Genomic DNA, 16618 nt, shown 5'->3' with positions numbered 1-16618 from the left:
GCCGCCGCCGCGACCCATCCGGATGCCGGAGCGGGAGACCGCCAGCGCCGGGACGATGATCAGCGGCACCTCGGCGATCGCGTCGGGGCCGAGTCTGCGGCCCGTGGGCTCGAGAAGACCGCGCGGCGAGCGGATGGTCGTGCCGTCGTATTCGGCCCAGTCGAGGTCGCCGTCGGGGAGCAGGATCGGCAGCAGGACCGTGCAGATCTCGGCCAGCCGGGCGGGCAGGTCGGGACCGCCCGGTTCGCTGCTGACCGGGGCGTACGCCGCACAAACAGTCGGTTGCCGTGCGCGTACCCATGTGACGGTTGAAGCCTGCACCGACGCGTCCGCCGACCGGCGGACGGCCTCGGGAAGCGCCTTGCGGGTAGTAAGCACGCGATCGCGCAGCGCAACTTTCGCGCTTCTCAATCGTTCCGCGTCTGGGGCGAAATCGGACATGCAACACCCCCTTTCAAAAACCGGCAAACGGTGCACATCATGTCAGCATCGCCCTAATAGGGGTCACTGCGAGGAGGATGCGTGACGCTACGTGGCCGATTGACGACCGCCTTCCTCGTGGTGGTGCTCGGCCCTGTGCTGCTCGGATCCTTCTTCGTCGGCGCCACGGTGACCACGGTGAACCGCGACCGCGCCGCCGAACGGCTCGATCATGCCGCGACAACCGTGCGCACCGCGATCGGAGCGGTCTGCCGGCAGCTCCAGGCGACCGCCGACGCCGTCGCCGTGCTCCCCGCCGATCAGCGCGCCGCCGTCGCCGGCCAGCTCATCGCCCGCGGCCTGGCCACCGAGATCACCGGCGAGGCGAGCCCGGACTGGCGGGACTGCGCCGAGCCGGCCACCGGCGGCGTCGCGGCCATCGCGGCCACCTCGGACGCCACCGACGGCACGCTCGTGGTCGCGTCGCAACGGCTGGACGCCGGCTTTGTCGACCGGCTGGCCGCCTCCAGCGGAGCCGATGTCACCCTGCTCGCCCACGACGGCGCGGATGCCGCAACGGTGCGCAGCACGCAGGCGCTCGGCGGCGCCGGCGGCGCATCCGGGACCATGCGTCGCCTGCCGTCGGGGCCGGGCCAGCCCCTCCCGCTCGCGGTCAGCGTGCCCGCCGACGACCCACGCGGCCTGTACGCGCTGATGGCGATGGGCGTGCTCGTGGTCGGGGCCGGCGCCGTGCTGGTCGCCCGGGGGCTGGCCCGGTCCACCACCCGCCCGCTGGCCGAGCTGGCCCGCGCCGCCGACCGGGTGGCCGGCGGTGAGCTGGACACGCGGGTCCCGCTGACCCGCGACGACGAGCTCGGCCGGCTCGCCGGGGCGTTCAACCGGATGACCCGCGAACTGCAGTCGTACGTGCAGGCCCTGACCGCCAGCCGCGACCAGCTCCGCGGCCACCTCGCGATTCTCGGCGACACCCTCTCCAGCACCCACGACCTGCACCGGATACTCCAGGTGATCCTGCAGACCGCGCTGTCCGCGACCGGTGCGCGGGCCGGCCTCGTGCTGCTCGTCGACGGGAAGGACAACCGCCTGGTGGCGCGCTGCGCGGTCGGGCTGACCGGGCGCTGGGACGTGCCGGAGACGGAGCTGCACCGGCTGCGGGTGCCGCTCGGCCACGGCGTGCTGGGCTCGGTGGCGGCTACCGGCGAGGCCCGGCGCGGCATCTGCGGGCTGGGCGGCCCGGTGCTCGACGAGCCGGCCTGCCGCACGTACGTGGCGGTGCCGATCTGCCCGCCGGTGAATCCCGACGAACCCGAGCCCACTCCCGCGCCGTTCGGTGTGCTGGCGCTCTACGACCGGCTCGGCTCCGACGAGTTCGACGACGCCGACCTGGGCACCCTGCAGACCTTCGCCGGGCAGACCGGGGTGGCCGTGCACAACGTACGGGTGCACGAGGAGGCGCAACGGCTGTCGCTGACCGACCCGCTGACCGGGCTCTGGAACTACCGGTCCCTGCGCGAGTCGCTGCGCCGCGAGGTGGAACGGGCCAGCCGGTTCGGGCGGATGCTCACCGTGCTGGTGCTCGACCTCGACCACTTCAAGGAGGTCAACGACACGTACGGGCACGCGGCCGGCGACGAGGTGCTGGGCGAGTTCGCGCGGCGGCTGCGGATCGGGCTGCGCGAGGTGGACGTGGCGTTCCGGCAGGGCGGCGAGGAGTTCGTGGTGCTGCTGCCGGAGACCGACGCGTACGGGGGCGTGATAGTCGCCGAGCGGCTGGGGTCGGCGATCCGGGACATCCCCGTGCCGATCGACGCTCGGCGGGTCGACGCGGCCACCGGGCGGATGGTCGACCGCATCCCGATCAGTGTGTCGATCGGCATCGCCGTCTATCCGGAGCACGGGGCGACCGCGCAGGCCGTGCTTGACGCGGCCGACGATGCTCTGTACGCGGCGAAGGACGCCGGCCGCGACACCTACCGCCTCGCCGAGGTGGCTTCGGCACGCGTACCCGACGGGCAAGTGAACCAAGCCGGCGCCGCGCCCGGCGGGCCGCAGCCGCCAAGGCAGAGCCGCGGCCGTTAGTCTCGGCTTCATGTCCGGGCACAACCGAGCGAAGGTGCGGTGACCCTCTCATGACGACGAACGCCCCCAGCGGCAACCGCCGGGCGGTCAAGGCGGTGATTCCGGCGGCCGGCCTGGCCACGCGGTTCCTGCCGGCCACCAAGGCCGTGCCGAAGGAGCTGTTGCCGGTGGTCGACCGGCCGGTGCTGCAATACATCGTCGAGGAGGCGGCCGCCGCCGGGATCACGGACGTCCTGCTGGTCACCGGCCGTGGCAAGACGTCGATGGTCGACCACTTCGACCGCCGGCCCGACGTGGAGGCGCGCCTGGCGGAGAAGGGCGACACCGAGCGGCTCGCCGAGGTGCGCCGGACCAGCGAGCTCGCCGACATCTACACCTGCCGCCAGGGCGAGCCGCTCGGCCTCGGCCACGCCGTGGGCACCGCCGCCTCGCACGTCGGCGACAACGCGTTCGCGGTGCTGCTCGGCGACGAGTTCGTCGACCTGGAGGAGCCGCTACTCCCGGCCATGCTCGACCTGCAGGCTCGGACCGGCGGCATCGTGCTCGCGTTCGTCGAGGTCAATCCCGAGGAGACCTCGCGTTACGGCATCGCCTCGATCAAGGAGACCGGGACGACCGACGTCGTCGAGGTGACCGGCCTGGTCGAGAAGCCGACGCCGGAGGAGGCGCCGAGCAACCTGGCCGTGCTGGGCCGCTACGTGCTGCCCGCATCGATCTTCGAGGCGATCGACAACACCAAGCCCGGCAGTGGTGGCGAGATCCAGCTCACCGACGCGATGGCCCAGCTGCTCGCCGACGGCACCCCGGTGCACGGCATCGTCTATCGCGGCCACCGCTACGACACCGGCATGCCGCTGGGCTACCTGCAGGCCGTCGTGCAGCTCGCGGTCAAGCGCCCCGACCTGGGAGCCGAGTTCAGCGAGTGGCTCAAGGACTTCGTGGGGAGTCTCAAGGGATGACCGCGACGGCCGACGCCGAGGCGGCCGCCAACGAGCTGATGCCCCTCGCCGAGTACCTGGGCAGCGTGCTGCGCAGGCTCCGCGCGCTGCCTCCGCTCGACCTCGACCTCACCCAGGCGCACGGCAACGTGCTCTCCGGCGACGTGCTCGCCCCGCATGCGTACCCGGCCTTCGACCAGGCCGCGATCGACGGTTATGCCGCCCGCTGGGAAGACCTCGCCGCGGCCGGCCGCATCGGCTCCCACCCGTCCTTCGGCCGGTTCGAGGGCGGGCCCAGGCCTGTGCGGCTCAATGTGGTCGGCGACCTCGGCGCCGCGAGCTGGCGTCCGGTACGCCTGACGCCCGGCACCTGTTTCTCGGTCGCCGCCGGGTCGCCGCTGCCGATCGGCGCCGACGTGGTGGTGCCCGTGCACTGGACCGACCAGGGCATGGCGGCCGTGGAGATCCTGCACGCGCCGAAGCGCGGCTCGGGCGTGCGGCGCGCCGGTGACGAGATCGCGATCGGCCAGGTCCTCGCGCCGGGTGGCTCGTACGTCACGCCGGCCATGGTCGCGGTGTTCGCCGGGGCCGGCATCGGGCATGTGGTCGTCCGGCCCAGCCCGCGGGTGGTCGTGGTGGCCACCGGCGACGAGCTGGTCGACGTCGGGCGGCCCAGCCAGCCGGGGCAGGTCGTCGACGCCAACTCGCACGCGCTGACGGCCGCCGCCGTGGAGGCGGGCGCGCTCGCGTACCGGATCGGCATCTGCGACGACGACCCCGAGGGCCTGCGCGGCCTGCTCGAGGACCAGACGCTGCGCGCCGACCTGATCATCACCACCGGCGGCACCGGCACCGGGCCCGGCGACATGCTGCGCCGGGTGCTGTCCCGCCGGGACAACGGGCGCGGGGTCGTCGAGTTCACCAACGTCGCGCTGTGCCCGGGCACGTCGCTGGGCTTCGGCACGGTCGGCGGCGAGGAGGTGCCGGTGGTGTGCCTGCCCGGCGAGCCCGGCGCCGCCCTGATCGGCTTCGAGGTGCTGGCCCGGCCGGTGATCCAGCTGCTCGCCGGTGCCGAGCCGGTGTTCCGGCCCAGCGTCAAGGCGCACCTGCTGGAAACCGTCTCGTCACCCGGCGGTCTGCGTGAGTTCCGGCCCGCGCACGTTGCCGAGCGGCGCGGCGGCGGGTACACGGTGCAGCCGCTCGCCGGGGGGCCGTACACTCTCTCCGGCCTCGCCGAAGCCAACGGACTGCTGGTCCTCGGTGAGCGGGTCACCGCGGCAGCCGCCGGGTCGACCGTTGACGTGCTGTTGCTCGACCGGAGGCGATGATGCTGGGGTCCGTGCCCGGATGGCCTGCCGTCCTGGCGGAGGGACCCGTCACGCTGCGGCCGTACCGCCGCGGGGACGCCCGGGCCTGGTCCGAGGTGCGGGTCGCGAACCAGCGGTGGCTGGCGCCCTGGGAGTCGTCGCCGCCCGGGCCGTGGGCCGAGATGAACTCGCCGCGCGCCTACCTCTACGTCTACCGCGACATGCGACGGGCCGCCCGGCGCGGCGAGAGCATGCCGTTCGCGGTCTGCCTGCGCGACGACGACGGGCAGGACAGGCTGGTCGGCCACATCAACCTGGGCAACATCGTGCGGCGGGCGTTCGGTTCGGCGTACGTGGGCTATTGGGTCGACTCCCGGGTGGCCGGGCGCGGCGTGATCCCGACCGCGCTGGCGCTCGCCGTGGACCACGCGTTCGGCGCCGGCGGCCTGCACCGGGTCGAGATCAACATCCGGCCGGAGAACGCTCCCAGCCGCCGCGTGGTGGAGAAGCTCGGCTTCCGCGAGGAGGCCTACCACCCCCGCTACATGCACATCGACGGGCAGTGGAGAGACCACCTCGGATACGCGATGACGGTCGAGGAGATCGCCGGCGAGGGCGGCCTGGTCGCCCGGTGGCGCCGCCTCCGTACCACGACTAAATGATCAACTCCATGTGACGCTCCCGGCGCGCCGCGCTTATTTCCGCAGCTCTCGCCCTTAACCTTCGAAAGATTGGAATTCTTACGAGGTTGACGGGAGGGCTGGAGGGTGCCGACCTCGGTGCTCCTCGCCGTCCTGGCGGCGGCCGGGCTGCTCGCACTCGCACCGGCGCTCGTGCGCCGGTACGACGCCACCGAGCGCCTCGCCGCGGAGCGGGCGCAGTCGACGGCTCGGGTGCTTTCGCGCCGCCGCCGACTCCGAACCGTGCCCGGACGACGCCCGCTCAACCCGCCGCGACAGGTCACGGTGACGGTCGTACCACCGCCCTTGCGGCTGGTCTCGGCCCCTCCCGCCATCCGCAGGCTGCCCCGTCGCTCCACGCCGGCGGTGGTTCGGCGGCGGCGGGTCTTCGCGGCGCTGCTGCTGCTCAACGCGATCGAGCTCATCGGGGTGCTGGCCGTGGGGCCGGGCTTCTGGATCGGGTTCGCGGTGACCGGGTCGCTGCTCGCGGTCTACTTCGTGCACCTGCGCAACCGGGCGCTGGCCGACCGGCGGCGGCGCCGGATCGAGGCGCGGGAGGCCGCCTGGGTGGCGGCGCGGCAGGCGGAGGTGCGGCGGGAGCAGGCGCGCCGGGCGGCAGCTCGCCGGGAGGCGCAGCGGCGGCTGGCGGCGCAGCGGGAGGCGGCGCGGCGTACGGCGATGGACGCGGCGTCGGCTTCGGTGTCCTACCGCCGAGGGGGCGGCTTGCGGGGCCGGGCGTACGAGGCCGGCGGGCGGTCCTTCTCCGCCTGACGCGCGGAGCGGGTATCCCATTCGCGGCCCGTTCGCCGGACCTGTTAGCCTTGTCGCGGCCCTCCCGAGGGCCAAGGGGCTGTGGCGCAGACCGGTAGCGCACCTCGTTCGCATCGAGGGGGTCAGGGGTTCAAATCCCCTCAGCTCCACAAGTTGTCAGGTGGTCTCTGTCCGCGGAAAGCGCGGACCGGGGCCACCTCGTCATTTCTGCTCCGGGGGCCGAGCCCCCGGAAATCCCGCGGTACGGTGGGCGCGGTCGGTGCGGTGGGCTCGTCTCTTGCCTGGAACGGTCACGCTCGGCATTGCCTGCGACGACCGGCTTCTGGCGGTGGACCTCACACCGGCGAACCGGGCCGTTCGGCGGCGATGCGTGCGACCCTGGATCGCAGAGCTTCCCGTTTCCGGGGGCCTCCGGACGAGGGTGCCGTACCCGGTCAGCGACAAGACGGCACGCGGGAGGTCGTCGTGTACTGGCTCGTACTCGTGTTGTCCGGTGTGCTCGAGGCCGTGTGGGCCTCCGCCCTCGGTAGGTCGGCCGGTTTCAGCCGGCTCGTACCCTCGGTGATCTTCTTCGTCGCCCTGGCCAGCAGCATGGCCGGCTTGGCCTACGCGATGCGCGGCCTGCCGATCGGCACGGCCTACGCGGTGTGGGTCGGCATCGGCGCGGTCCTCACCGTCGTCTTCGCCATGCTCACCGGGAGCGAGGCGGCGTCGGCCCTGAAGATCCTCTTCCTCCTGATGATCATCGGTGGTGTGATCGGCCTCAAGGTGAGTCACTGACGGGGTGGGAACGGTGAGCGACGAAGTCGTGATCGAGCCGGCCGAGGACTTCGAGCCGGAGGTCGTCGAGCTGATCAACCGCGTGTATCGCGACGCGGAGAAAGGGCTCTGGCTCGACGGGTACGAGCGGACCGACGACCGTGAGATCGCCGCCCTGACGGCCGCGGGGGAGCTGGCCGTCGCCCGCCTCGGCGGCCGGCTCGTGGGTGTCGTGCGGGTCCGGCGGATCGCGGACGACCTGGGTGAGTTCGGCATGCTGGTGGCCAGCCCCGAGCATCGGGGCCTCGGGATCGGCCGCGACCTGGTGGCCTTCGCCGAGGGCTGGGCCCGGCGGCAGGGCTTGGCGCGGATGCAGCTCGAGCTGCTGGTGCCGCGTACGTGGACCCACCCGGTGAAGGAGGTCCTGCGCGAGTGGTACACCCGCATCGGCTACCGCCCGGTCCGGACCGACGACCTGGCCGACACATACCCGGCCCTGGCGCCACACCTGGCCACGCCATGTGCTTTCGCGATCTACCAGAAGGATCTGTGACGGCTCGGGATCCCGGGTTTCCTTGACCGCGCCGGGTGCGATGTCAAGTTTAAGCGCTAAACTTAGACAGATTCCGGATCCGTCGAAGGTTAGAGGCGATGGCTGAGCTGGTCGAACGGCACCGAGAGATCGATTGGGGTGCGCCCCGGCGTCGCGACCAGCGCGGCGGCCGCTACAGCGCCTACGTTCCCGACCCGCTGATGACACAGCCGATCGTCGTGGACGCGGCACTCGCGCGTCTAGCGGCTCGGGTCGAGGTCCAGGTCCGGGGGCTCGGCGACGCTCCAGGCTCAACGGGCCTGGAAAGTCTCAGCCGGTTCCTGTTGCGATCGGAGGCGATCGCTTCATCGCGAATCGAGGGACTGCAGGCGTCCGCTCAACAGGTCGCTCTGGCCGAGTGGGCGGTTGTCGAGGATGTGCGCATCGCCGGTCTGACCGAGAACGGACGCCTGGTGGCGAACAACATCGTCGCCTTGCGGCAGGCTTCCGGCGCCCTCAGCGCGGTGGAGGAGGTCAGTGTCGACGACATCTGCGGGTTGCACCACGCTCTCCTCCCGAATCATCGTGAGCAGGGACTACGCACCATGCAGAACTGGATCGGCGGCAGCGACTGGCATCCACTCGACGCGGATTTCGTGCCGCCACCGCCGGAGCTCGTCGGCAGGCTGATGGACGATCTGGCCACGTATCTCAGCGGTGCGGTGCATGCGCCGCTGATTCAAGCTGCCCTCGTGCACGCCCAATTCGAGACCATCCATCCCTTCGCCGACGGCAACGGGCGGGTCGGACGGGCACTGATCCACACCGTGCTCACCCGCCGCGGGCTGACGCGGGGCGCGGTGCTGCCGATCAGCCTGGTGTTGCTGACCCGGTCGCAGGAGTACGTCGACGGTCTCATGACGTTCCGCCATCGGGCCCCGGTCGGTAGTCCGGAGGCGTTGGCCGCGGTGAACGGGTGGCTCGAGATGTTCCTCGCCGCGGCCGGCGCCGCGGTCGAGCAGGCCGCGACATTCGTCGCCGATCTCGAGGAACTGCGGACGGATTGGCAGCAACGCTATGCCGCCTTCCGGACCGGCCGCGGACATCTCCGCCCGCCCAGAGCCGACGCGGCGGTCATGCGGCTGATGCCGTTGCTGTCCGAGGTCCCGGTGACGACGGTGCAGTCGGTGCGGCGCCTGCTCGACATCTCCGATCCGGCCGCCCGGGCCGCGCTGGAGGATTTGGCGGACGCGGGCATCCTGCGCCGCAAGTCGATCGATCGGGGTGCTACGGCATACCTGGCCAGGGAGGTGTTCGATCTGCTGACCCTGACCGAACGGCGAATGGCAAGCACTCGATGGAACACCCGCGACTCCGCGCCGCGGCGACCGGCTCCGGCGCGACCGCAGCACTGACCGAGCCGGTCAGAGGGTGCGGGGGACTCCGGTCTTCGTCCACTGCCGGATGATGGCGGCGGCCTGGTCGGCCACCTCGTGGCCCTCCGGGCGGGTGGTCAGGTCGGTCAGCGCGAACATGTCGAAGACCCGGCCGATGTACGGCCACTCGTCCACCGGCGGCAGGTCGGTGAGGCCCGATGCGAAGCCGGCCGCGAAGGCCGGCATGAAGTCCGGCGGGTAGTCGGCGCCGAAGCGGGCCATGTTCGCCGCGTCGGCGTACGGGGAGCCGCTGTAGCTGAACTCCCAGTCCAGCAGCGCATCCACCCGCCAGCTCCCGTCCGCGTGGCTGACCAGGATGTTCTTCGGGTTGATGTCGCCGTGGGCCAGGCACGCCTGATGCTCCACCGCCGACAGTGCCGGGGCGTGCTCCGCGCACAGGTCCACCCACGCCGACAGGGTGGCGGTGTCGAGGCGCGATGACGGGACCTTCGCCGCGCACTGCGACGCGAAACCCGGCAGCTGGGCCGACCACGGCGGCTGCTCGCCGACCGACAGCGACGGGCCGGTGAAGAAGCCGGGCCGGTCGAAGCGCACCGCCGCGACGCCCGCGACCTCGCGGCCGACCACATGGCCCAGGCCGGCCAGGTCGGGCGCCGCCGAGGCCAACACCGACGACAGCGGCGTCCCCTCGACGAAGGAGATCACCATGGGGTCGACCGACAGCACCGACGGGACCGGGCCAGGAGCGCGAGCCATCACCGCCGCCTCGATCGCCGGGTCGCCGCCGCCGAAGCGGGCCACCACCGGGCCGCCCGACAGCGTCACCAGCCACGTCGAGTGGGAGTAGCCGCCCGCCAGCACCGTCGCCGCGAGCACCTCCTGGCCGAGCGCCGCGCCAACGGACCGGATCTCCGGAGAGAACGAAGGGGAGGGCGAAGGGGAGGACGAAGGCGAGGACGAAGGGGAGGACGAAGGCGACGGGGATGGAGGCACGTCAGCCGGCCAGCCGGGCCAGCTCCTCGTCGACCACCGACGGGTCGAGCTTCCGGAACACCGGCTTCGGCGCCGCGAGCGGCGTACCCGCAACCAGCGGAACCGACTCCCAACGCGCGCCCACCGTGTAGTCGCCGGTCAGCACCGGGTACGACGGCCCGCCGTCGAGGTCCTCGACCTCCACGATCGACGGCATCGGCGCGTGCACGCCGGTGCCACCGAGCAGCTCGTGCACCTTCTGCGCGGAGTGCGGCAGGAACGGCGTCAGCAGCGTGTTCGCATCGCTGACCACCTGCAGCGCCACGTGCAGGATCGTCGCCAGCCGATCGCGCGAAGCCTCGTCCTTCAGCTTCCACGGCGCCTGGTCGGACAGGTACTTGTTCGCCTCGGCCACCACGCGCATGGCCTCGCCGATGGCCGCCTTCTGCCGGTGCTTGGCGATGAGGTCGCCGACCGTGGCGAAGCCCGCCCGCGAAACGGCCAGGAGCGCTTCATCCTCCGGCTGCAGGGCGCCCAGGGGAGGGATCGCGGAGAAACCGCGAGCGGCCATCGAGATCGACCGGTTGACCAGGTTGCCCCAGCCCGCGACCAGCTCGTCGTTGTTGCGCCGGACGAACTCGGCCCAGGTGAAGTCGGTGTCGTTCGACTCGGGGCCGGCCGCCGCGATGAAATACCGCAACGCGTCGGCGTCGTAGCGCTCGAGGAAGTCGCGCACGTAGATCACCACGCGCCGGGACGAGGAGAACTTCTTGCCCTCCATCGTCAGGTACTCCGACGACACCACCTCGGTGGGCAGGTTCAGCCGGCCGTACCCCCCTGGCTCTCCGCCCTTGTCGCCCTCGCCCGAGTAACCGAGCAGGATGGCCGGCCAGATCACCGAGTGGAAGACGATGTTGTCCTTGCCCATGAAGTAGTACGCCAGCGAGTCCTTACCCTGGCCGTCGGCCGACCACCACTTGCGCCACGCCTCCGGGTCGCCGGACCGGCGGGCCCACTCGACCGACGCCGACAGATAGCCGATCACCGCGTCGAACCACACGTAGATGCGCTTGTCGTTGCGGTCGGCGAACTCGGCCAGCGGGATCGGCACACCCCAGTCGAGGTCTCGGGTGATGGCCCGCGGCTGCAGGTCGTCGAGCAGGTTGCGGCTGAACTTGAGCACGTTGGGCCGCCAGTTCTCCCGCTGGTCCAGCCACGCGCCGATCGCCTGCGCGAAGGCCGGCAGGTCGAGGAAGAAGTGCTCGGTCTCGACGAAATCCGGCACCTCGCCGTTGATCTTGGAGTGCGGGTTGATCAGCTGCTCGGGGTCGAGCTGGTTGCCGCAGTTGTCGCACTGGTCGCCGCGCGCGCTCTCGTAGCCGCAGATCGGGCAGGTGCCCTCGATGTAGCGGTCGGGCAGCGTGCGGCCGGTGGACGGCGAGATCGCGCCCAGCGTGGTCTTGCGGACGATGTAGCCGTTTTCCAGCAGCCCGGTGAACATCTCCTGGGTCACCGCGTAGTGGTTGCGCGTGGTGGTCCGGGTGAACAGGTCGTAGGACAGCCCAAGGCCGTGCAGGTCCTCCACGATCACCCGGTTGTAGCGGTCGGCGAGCTCACGCGGCGTGACGCCGTCGGCGTCGGCCTGCACTTGGATCGGCGTGCCGTGCTCGTCGGTCCCCGACACCATGAGCACGTCGTGACCGGCCATCCGCATGTACCGGCTGAACACGTCGGAGGGCACCCCGAAGCCGGAGACATGACCGATGTGGCGCGGGCCGTTGGCATAGGGCCAGGCGACCGCGGCGAGAACGTGACTCATGGTTCCCCAGCGTAGTGATTGGCCTCGGGCGCCCGCGAACGCCATGGCGGTGGCGGCTTTTGCCCCGACACGCCCCTTTGGTGAGTGATCACCACCTAAATGTGCAGTCTACTGAGACGGTGACCGGAGACGCGCCGCAGCCAGGGGAAACGCCGCGGGATCAGAGCGAGCGGTGGTCCTTCGCGGACCCGAACACCGCCTGGTGGCGGGTCGAAGAGGAACGCGAGCACGCCGCGGCGCTGGCCGAGGCGGCGGCCGCCCGTCCGCGCCATCCGCGTCGCCGTCCCGCGCCGTCCGAGCCCGCGAATGCGGTTGGTAGCAGCACAGCGTTCGCGCCTGAAGCCCTGGATGCCCACGCCGCCGGCGCGCAGGACACGACGCAGGCGTTCGACCCGACGGCGCCGCCGGCTGCCCTGGTGGAGGCCGAGCAGGAGCCTCGGATCGAGCAGGCCGAGGCGATCGCCGCCGCCCAGGTGCGTCCCACGCCCGAGGATCCGCCCGCCGTCGAGCGGGATCACGACCGTCGCCCCCGCGACCGCTACCAGCCGCCGGACGAACAGAGCAAACCCATTGGGGGGTACGCCGTGAGCAGTGCCGAGGACGAACCGGAGACGGAGGAGACGCCGGCGGAGGGCGTACCCGATGTCATGGTCCTGCCCGAACGACCGGTGCCCGGCCAGTCGTCCGAGGGGCGCTCACGGCTCAGCCAGGCCGCGGTCCAGGCGCGCCGGGAGCGGATGGAGAATCACCCGTTCTGGCTGAGTGAGGAGGAGCGTGCCACGGCCGGCAACGCGTGGCCCGCGGCGGAGGTGCGGCAGCGCTTGGCCGAGCAGGCCGGCCCGGCCGACGGGCGCCGCGGTCAGCCGCCGCTGAAGAAGCCGCGCAAGCCCCGCGGTCCGGTGGCCGGCCTCCTCGGGCTGGTCGCGATGGCGCTGGTCGCGTCGTTCTTCTCGTGGGTGAGCGCGGAACCGTTCTGGCTGGCCGTCGGGCACGGCGACCGCGGTGTCGCGACCGTCGGGCAGTGCACCGGCTCGGGCGTGACTCAGCGTTGCCGCGGCTCGTTCGCGGCGGCCGATGGCTCGTTCGCGGTCGAGCGGGTCACACTGCTCGGCGTCGACGCGGCCTCGCGCAACACCGGGGCGCTCGCGCCGGCCCGGATGGTCACCCCGGACAGTCGCCAGGCCTACGTGGGCCGCACCGGCTGGATGCTGCACCTGCGCTGGACGCTCGGCTTCGTGCTGGTGTTGCTGTGCGGGTACGGGCTCGCGGGGATGACCGGGGCGCGTCAGCTGGAGACCGCCAAGGCGCGGCGTAACGCGGTGCTGATCAGCCTGGCCGGCCCGGTCCTGCTGCTGATCGGTTTCCTGGCCGCCGCCTACTGAGAGCCACTGAGACCGGTGCGCCGTCAGCCCTGGTGGATCAGGGCGTAGACCTCGCGCTTGCGGAGGCCGTACTCGCCGGCCACCGCGGTGATCGCGTCACGCCGGGACTCGCCGTCCGCCTCGCGCCGGGCCACCGCGGCGCGCAGGTCGTCGTCCGCCGGCCGCTCCGCCGCCGTGGCCGGTGCGCCGCCGATCACCAGGGTGATCTCGCCGCGCGGCGGGTTCGCGGCGGCCCAGTCGGCCAGCTCGGCGAGCGGGGCGCGGCGGATCTCCTCGTACGTCTTGGTCAGCTCGCGGCAGACCGCCGCGGGCCGGTCCCCGCCGAACGTGGCGACCAGGTCGGCCAGCGCGTCCGCCAACCGGTGCGGCGCCTCGAAGAGCACCAACGTGCGCGGCTCGGCGGCCAGCTCGCGCAGCCGGGACCTGCGGTTCGAGCCGGACCGCGGCAGGAACCCCTCGAAGACGAACCGGTCGCTGGGCAGGCCGGAGAGCGCCAGGGCGGTGGTCACCGCGCTCGGCCCGGGCGCCGCGGTCACCGGGAAGCCGGCGTCCAGGGCGGCCCGGACCAGCCGATAGCCCGGGTCCGAGACGCTCGGCATGCCGCCGTCGGTGACCACGGCGACGGTCGCGCCGCCGCGCAGCGCCTCGACCAGATCGGGCGTACGCCGCTCCTCGTTGCCCTCGAAATACGACACGACCCGCCCGGAGACGGTGATCCCCAGGTCCCGCGTCAGCCGGGCCAGCCGGCGGGTGTCCTCCGCGGCCACCACATCCGCCTCCGCGAGCGCGGTGCGCAGCCGCTCGGAAGCGTCGCCGGTGTTGCCCAGCGGTGCGCCGACAAGCACCACACGTCCGTTGCTCTCCACAGCCGAAGTCCACCACACTCACCGCTACGATCGCGGAGTGAGTGTGGCCACCGACGTAGCAGTCGCCCCGGTCGAGTCCGAGAGCGTGCCCGCGGACAAGCGGCGCGTTCCCGACGCCGTGCGGCGACGGTTGTCGACGCTGGACAACGCCCTGAACCCGCACTCCTGGCTGGTCACCGGGGTGATCGTGGTGATGGCGGCGATCCTGCGGCTGGTCGGCATCACGCATCCCCGGGGCTACGTCTTCGACGAGGTGTATTACCCGACCGACGCCTGGGACATGCTGACCCACGGCGTGGAGTGGGACGAGAAGACCAACGGCCCGGCGTACGTGGTGCATCCGCCGCTCGGCAAGTGGCTGATCGCGCTGGGTGAGAAGGCGTTCGGCAACAACGAGCTGGGCTGGCGGTTCCCGGCCGCGATCGCCGGCACGCTGATGGTGCTGATCCTGATCCGGGTGGCGTACCGGCTGTTCCGCTCGGTGGTGCTGGCCGGCGCGGCCGGGCTGCTGATGACGCTGGACGGCTTCCACCTGGTGCTGTCCCGCACGTCGCTGCTGGACATCTTCCTCGGCCTGTTCATCCTGGCCACCTTCGCGGCGCTGGTGATCGATCGGGACGCGTATCGGCGGCGATGGCTGCGCGCGCTGGAGGACGGCTTCGACCCGGGGACCGCGCGGCGGCTGCCGCACTTCGTGCCGTGGTGGCTGCTGGTCGCCGGGGTCATGTTCGGGCTGGCCTGCGGCGTGAAGTGGAGCGCGCTGTTCTTCGCGCCGTTCTTCGCCGGGATGGTGCTGGTGTGGCGGGTCGGCGCGCGGCGCTCGGCCGGGGTGCGCCACCCGTTCAGCATCCGGATCGGTGGCGACCTGGGCTGGCTCCTGCTCAGCTTCACGCTCACCGTGATCTTCTACCTGGCCACCTGGACCGGCTGGTTCGTCACGAACACCGGCTACTTCCGGCACTACCGGGAGGCCAACGGCATGGGGGAGCCGCCGATCCTGGGCGCGCTGCTCAACCTCCTGCACTACCACCAGCAGGCCTATTCGTTCCACAGCGGGCTGGACGACCGGCACCCGTACCAGTCCTGGCCGTGGCAGTGGCTGCTGCTCGGCCGGCCGGTCGCGTTCTCCTGGAGCAGCAAGGGCAGCTGCGGCGCGCCGAGCTGCGCGAGCGAGGTCCTGCTGCTGGGTACGCCGATCCTCTGGTGGTCGTTCCTGCCGGCGATCGTCGCGATGATCTGGTTCGGGGTCGCCCGGCGTGACTGGCGGGCGTACGCGATCGGCGCCTGCCTGGCGGGCGGCCTGCTGCCCTGGTTCTACTACGCGATCGCGGACGGCCGGACGATGTTCGTCTTCTACGTGCTGCCCGCGCTGCCGTTCCTGATCCTGACCGTCACCTACGTCCTCGGCGCGATCATGACCCCGGTCGGCGGGACGGCGACGGGGGACAGACGCACGGATCGCCAGATGGTCGGCACGGTGATCGCGGGCGCGTACGTGGTGATCGTGGCCCTGTGCTTCGCCTTCTTCTACCCGATCTTCACCGGGGACTCGATCCCTTACGAGTCGTGGCAGTCGCGCATGTGGCTGGGCAGTCGCTGGATCTGATCCACAGCAGATCGAAGCCGCCGCAAAGAAGGGCGCGCCCCGATCGCCTGCCACGGGGGAAGCGGGCGATAGGAGCGCGCACCACGAATGTTAGCCACCCGTCTCAGGACGCACAACGGCTGTCCATACTCAATCGTCGGTATTTCCGGACAGGCCGGGAGCCCGGGCGGCTCGTTCCGCGCAAATCGGACAAACGCCGGTATTGTCGCTTATGCCACCGCGCCAATGCCGAGAATCGTTCGTGGAATGGGCTCCGGAATGAGTCGGCAAATTGACACCGACATAGTTTCCGGTTTGGCGTAACCTCTCTCGTCCCGCGTATTACGTGCAGCTCACAGCTATCGGTTTCGCGCTCGATCACGCCGCCCGCCATCAGGTCAAACGCTGGGCATCGTCAATTCGGATGATATTCCGCCGACGATCATCGTCCCCCCGGAGAGTGACGCCGATCAAGATCTGCCAAAGATGTTCTTAAGCTCGCCGGGTGACTTCGCAGGAGCCTGAAAACCCGCATTCCGCCGACTCCGGCATCCCCGACACCGAGGTGCTCAAGGTGTCGGCGCCGGCCCCGGTGTTCGTCGACACGACCGGTCGCCGCCGCCGGTTCCTCCGTCGCCTCGCCTACGGCTTCGGGGCGCTGTGCATGATGTACGGCGGCCTGGTCAGCGTCAGCCTGGCCGGTGGCCCGGTCAGCTCGAGCGCCGTGCTGCCGCTGCCCGACCTGGACGACGACGAGCCGGCGGTGATGGCGGCGCCGCCCGCGGCGCCGGCCACCCCCGTCCGCGCCCAGACGGTGCCGACGCAGCCACGGCTGATCAATGAGGCGCTGCGTCGCCCCGAGACCCGGGAAGCGCGGCGGGCGGAGGCGCCGCGGTCCACAGTGCCCGCCCGCACCCCGGCGCCGCCGGCCAAGCAGACGACCAAGGCGACGGTGCGGCCGGTCGAGTCCGCGACGGTCAGCACCACCCCCACCGGCTCGGGATCACCGAGCCCCTCGACTCCGGTCCCGGATCCGACGTCCACCGTCGTGCCGCCGGTCCCGCCCGTTCCGCCGAAGGGCGGCACCGGC

Annotated in this window: 14 protein-coding genes, 1 tRNA gene, 1 pseudogene and 1 riboswitch; of the genes and pseudogenes, 12 read left to right on the top strand and 4 right to left on the bottom strand. The window is 71.6% G+C overall.

Translation table 11 applies throughout. The features are described 5' to 3' along the window. The coding region (locus AB0M20_RS04750) for a 5-formyltetrahydrofolate cyclo-ligase (RefSeq protein WP_364293764.1) at nt 1-441 on the bottom strand (441 nt) is incomplete at its 3' end. A gap of 81 nt (nt 442-522) precedes the next feature. On the opposite strand from AB0M20_RS04750, the gene AB0M20_RS04745 reads away from it, so the two are divergent. The 9 genes from AB0M20_RS04745 to AB0M20_RS04705 all read left to right on the top strand — a co-directional run bounded on the left by AB0M20_RS04745 (nt 523) and on the right by AB0M20_RS04705 (nt 8922). Beyond that, complete coding sequence (locus tag AB0M20_RS04745) at nt 523-2520, top strand: diguanylate cyclase (RefSeq protein ID WP_364293761.1); 1998 nt, start codon at nt 523-525, stop codon at nt 2518-2520. Nucleotides 2521-2570: 50 nt separating this feature from the next. Further along, on the top strand, nt 2571-3479 hold the full coding sequence (locus AB0M20_RS04740; protein WP_364293758.1) for a UTP--glucose-1-phosphate uridylyltransferase: 909 nt from the start codon (nt 2571-2573) through the stop codon (nt 3477-3479). Further along, nucleotides 3476-4786, top strand: coding sequence for a gephyrin-like molybdotransferase Glp (gene glp, locus AB0M20_RS04735; RefSeq protein ID WP_364293755.1), 1311 nt, complete (start codon nt 3476-3478; stop codon nt 4784-4786). Before AB0M20_RS04740 ends, glp begins: the two co-directional genes overlap by 4 nt. Beyond that, complete coding sequence (locus tag AB0M20_RS04730; protein WP_364293752.1) at nt 4786-5427, top strand: GNAT family protein; 642 nt, start codon at nt 4786-4788, stop codon at nt 5425-5427. Before glp ends, AB0M20_RS04730 begins: the two co-directional genes overlap by 1 nt. A 105-nt stretch (nt 5428-5532) precedes the next feature. Continuing rightward, nucleotides 5533-6216 carry a hypothetical protein gene (locus AB0M20_RS04725; RefSeq protein WP_364293749.1) on the top strand — a complete coding sequence of 228 codons (684 nt, stop codon included), beginning with the start codon at nt 5533-5535 and terminating at the stop codon, nt 6214-6216. Between the two features lie 75 nt (nt 6217-6291). After that, nucleotides 6292-6365, top strand: a tRNA-Ala gene (locus AB0M20_RS04720). Nucleotides 6366-6601: 236 nt separating this feature from the next. After that, nucleotides 6602-6671: riboswitch (guanidine-III (ykkC-III) riboswitch) on the top strand. A 10-nt stretch (nt 6672-6681) separates the two neighbouring features. Continuing rightward, nucleotides 6682-6996 (top strand): SMR family transporter, encoded by a 315-nt coding sequence (locus AB0M20_RS04715; RefSeq protein WP_364293746.1) that lies wholly within the window; start codon nt 6682-6684, stop codon nt 6994-6996. Between the two features lie 13 nt (nt 6997-7009). Next, complete coding sequence (locus AB0M20_RS04710; protein ID WP_364293743.1) at nt 7010-7528, top strand: GNAT family N-acetyltransferase; 519 nt, start codon at nt 7010-7012, stop codon at nt 7526-7528. A 98-nt stretch (nt 7529-7626) separates the two neighbouring features. After that, nucleotides 7627-8922 carry a Fic family protein gene (locus AB0M20_RS04705; protein ID WP_364293740.1) on the top strand — a complete coding sequence of 432 codons (1296 nt, stop codon included), beginning with the start codon at nt 7627-7629 and terminating at the stop codon, nt 8920-8922. 9 nt (nt 8923-8931) lie between these two features. Here AB0M20_RS04705 and AB0M20_RS04700 read toward each other — a convergent pair whose 3' ends face one another. Together AB0M20_RS04700 and metG are read right to left on the bottom strand one after the other, a co-directional pair. After that, entirely contained in the window at nt 8932-9780 is an 849-nt protein-coding gene (locus tag AB0M20_RS04700) for a phosphotransferase (RefSeq protein ID WP_364293737.1), read from the bottom strand. 118 nt (nt 9781-9898) lie between these two features. Next, on the bottom strand, nt 9899-11695 hold the full coding sequence (metG, locus tag AB0M20_RS04695) for a methionine--tRNA ligase (protein ID WP_364293734.1): 1797 nt from the start codon (nt 11693-11695) through the stop codon (nt 9899-9901). 101 nt (nt 11696-11796) lie between these two features. Between metG and AB0M20_RS04690 the strand changes: the two genes are divergently transcribed. Beyond that, on the top strand, nt 11797-13077 hold the full coding sequence (locus AB0M20_RS04690; protein WP_364293731.1) for a hypothetical protein: 1281 nt from the start codon (nt 11797-11799) through the stop codon (nt 13075-13077). Between the two features lie 23 nt (nt 13078-13100). On the opposite strand, the gene rsmI is transcribed toward AB0M20_RS04690, so the two are convergent. Next, nucleotides 13101-13943 (bottom strand): 16S rRNA (cytidine(1402)-2'-O)-methyltransferase, encoded by an 843-nt coding sequence (gene rsmI / locus AB0M20_RS04685; RefSeq protein ID WP_364293728.1) that lies wholly within the window; start codon nt 13941-13943, stop codon nt 13101-13103. Between the two features lie 43 nt (nt 13944-13986). Here rsmI and AB0M20_RS04680 point away from each other — a divergent pair, with 43 nt between their 5' ends. Next, nucleotides 13987-15549, top strand: a complete 1563-nt coding sequence (locus AB0M20_RS04680; protein ID WP_364293767.1) for a phospholipid carrier-dependent glycosyltransferase — start codon at nt 13987-13989, stop codon at nt 15547-15549. Nucleotides 15550-16033: 484 nt separating this feature from the next. Next, a pseudogene (locus tag AB0M20_RS04675) lies at nt 16034-16618 on the top strand (hypothetical protein); the annotation flags it as partial.

Source organism: Actinoplanes sp. NPDC051633 (assembly GCF_040681735.1).
Classification (GTDB): Bacteria; Actinomycetota; Actinomycetes; order Mycobacteriales; family Micromonosporaceae; genus Actinoplanes.
The sequence above is the reverse complement of the archived record's forward strand: the minus strand, read 5'-3'. Positions and strand labels throughout refer to the sequence as shown.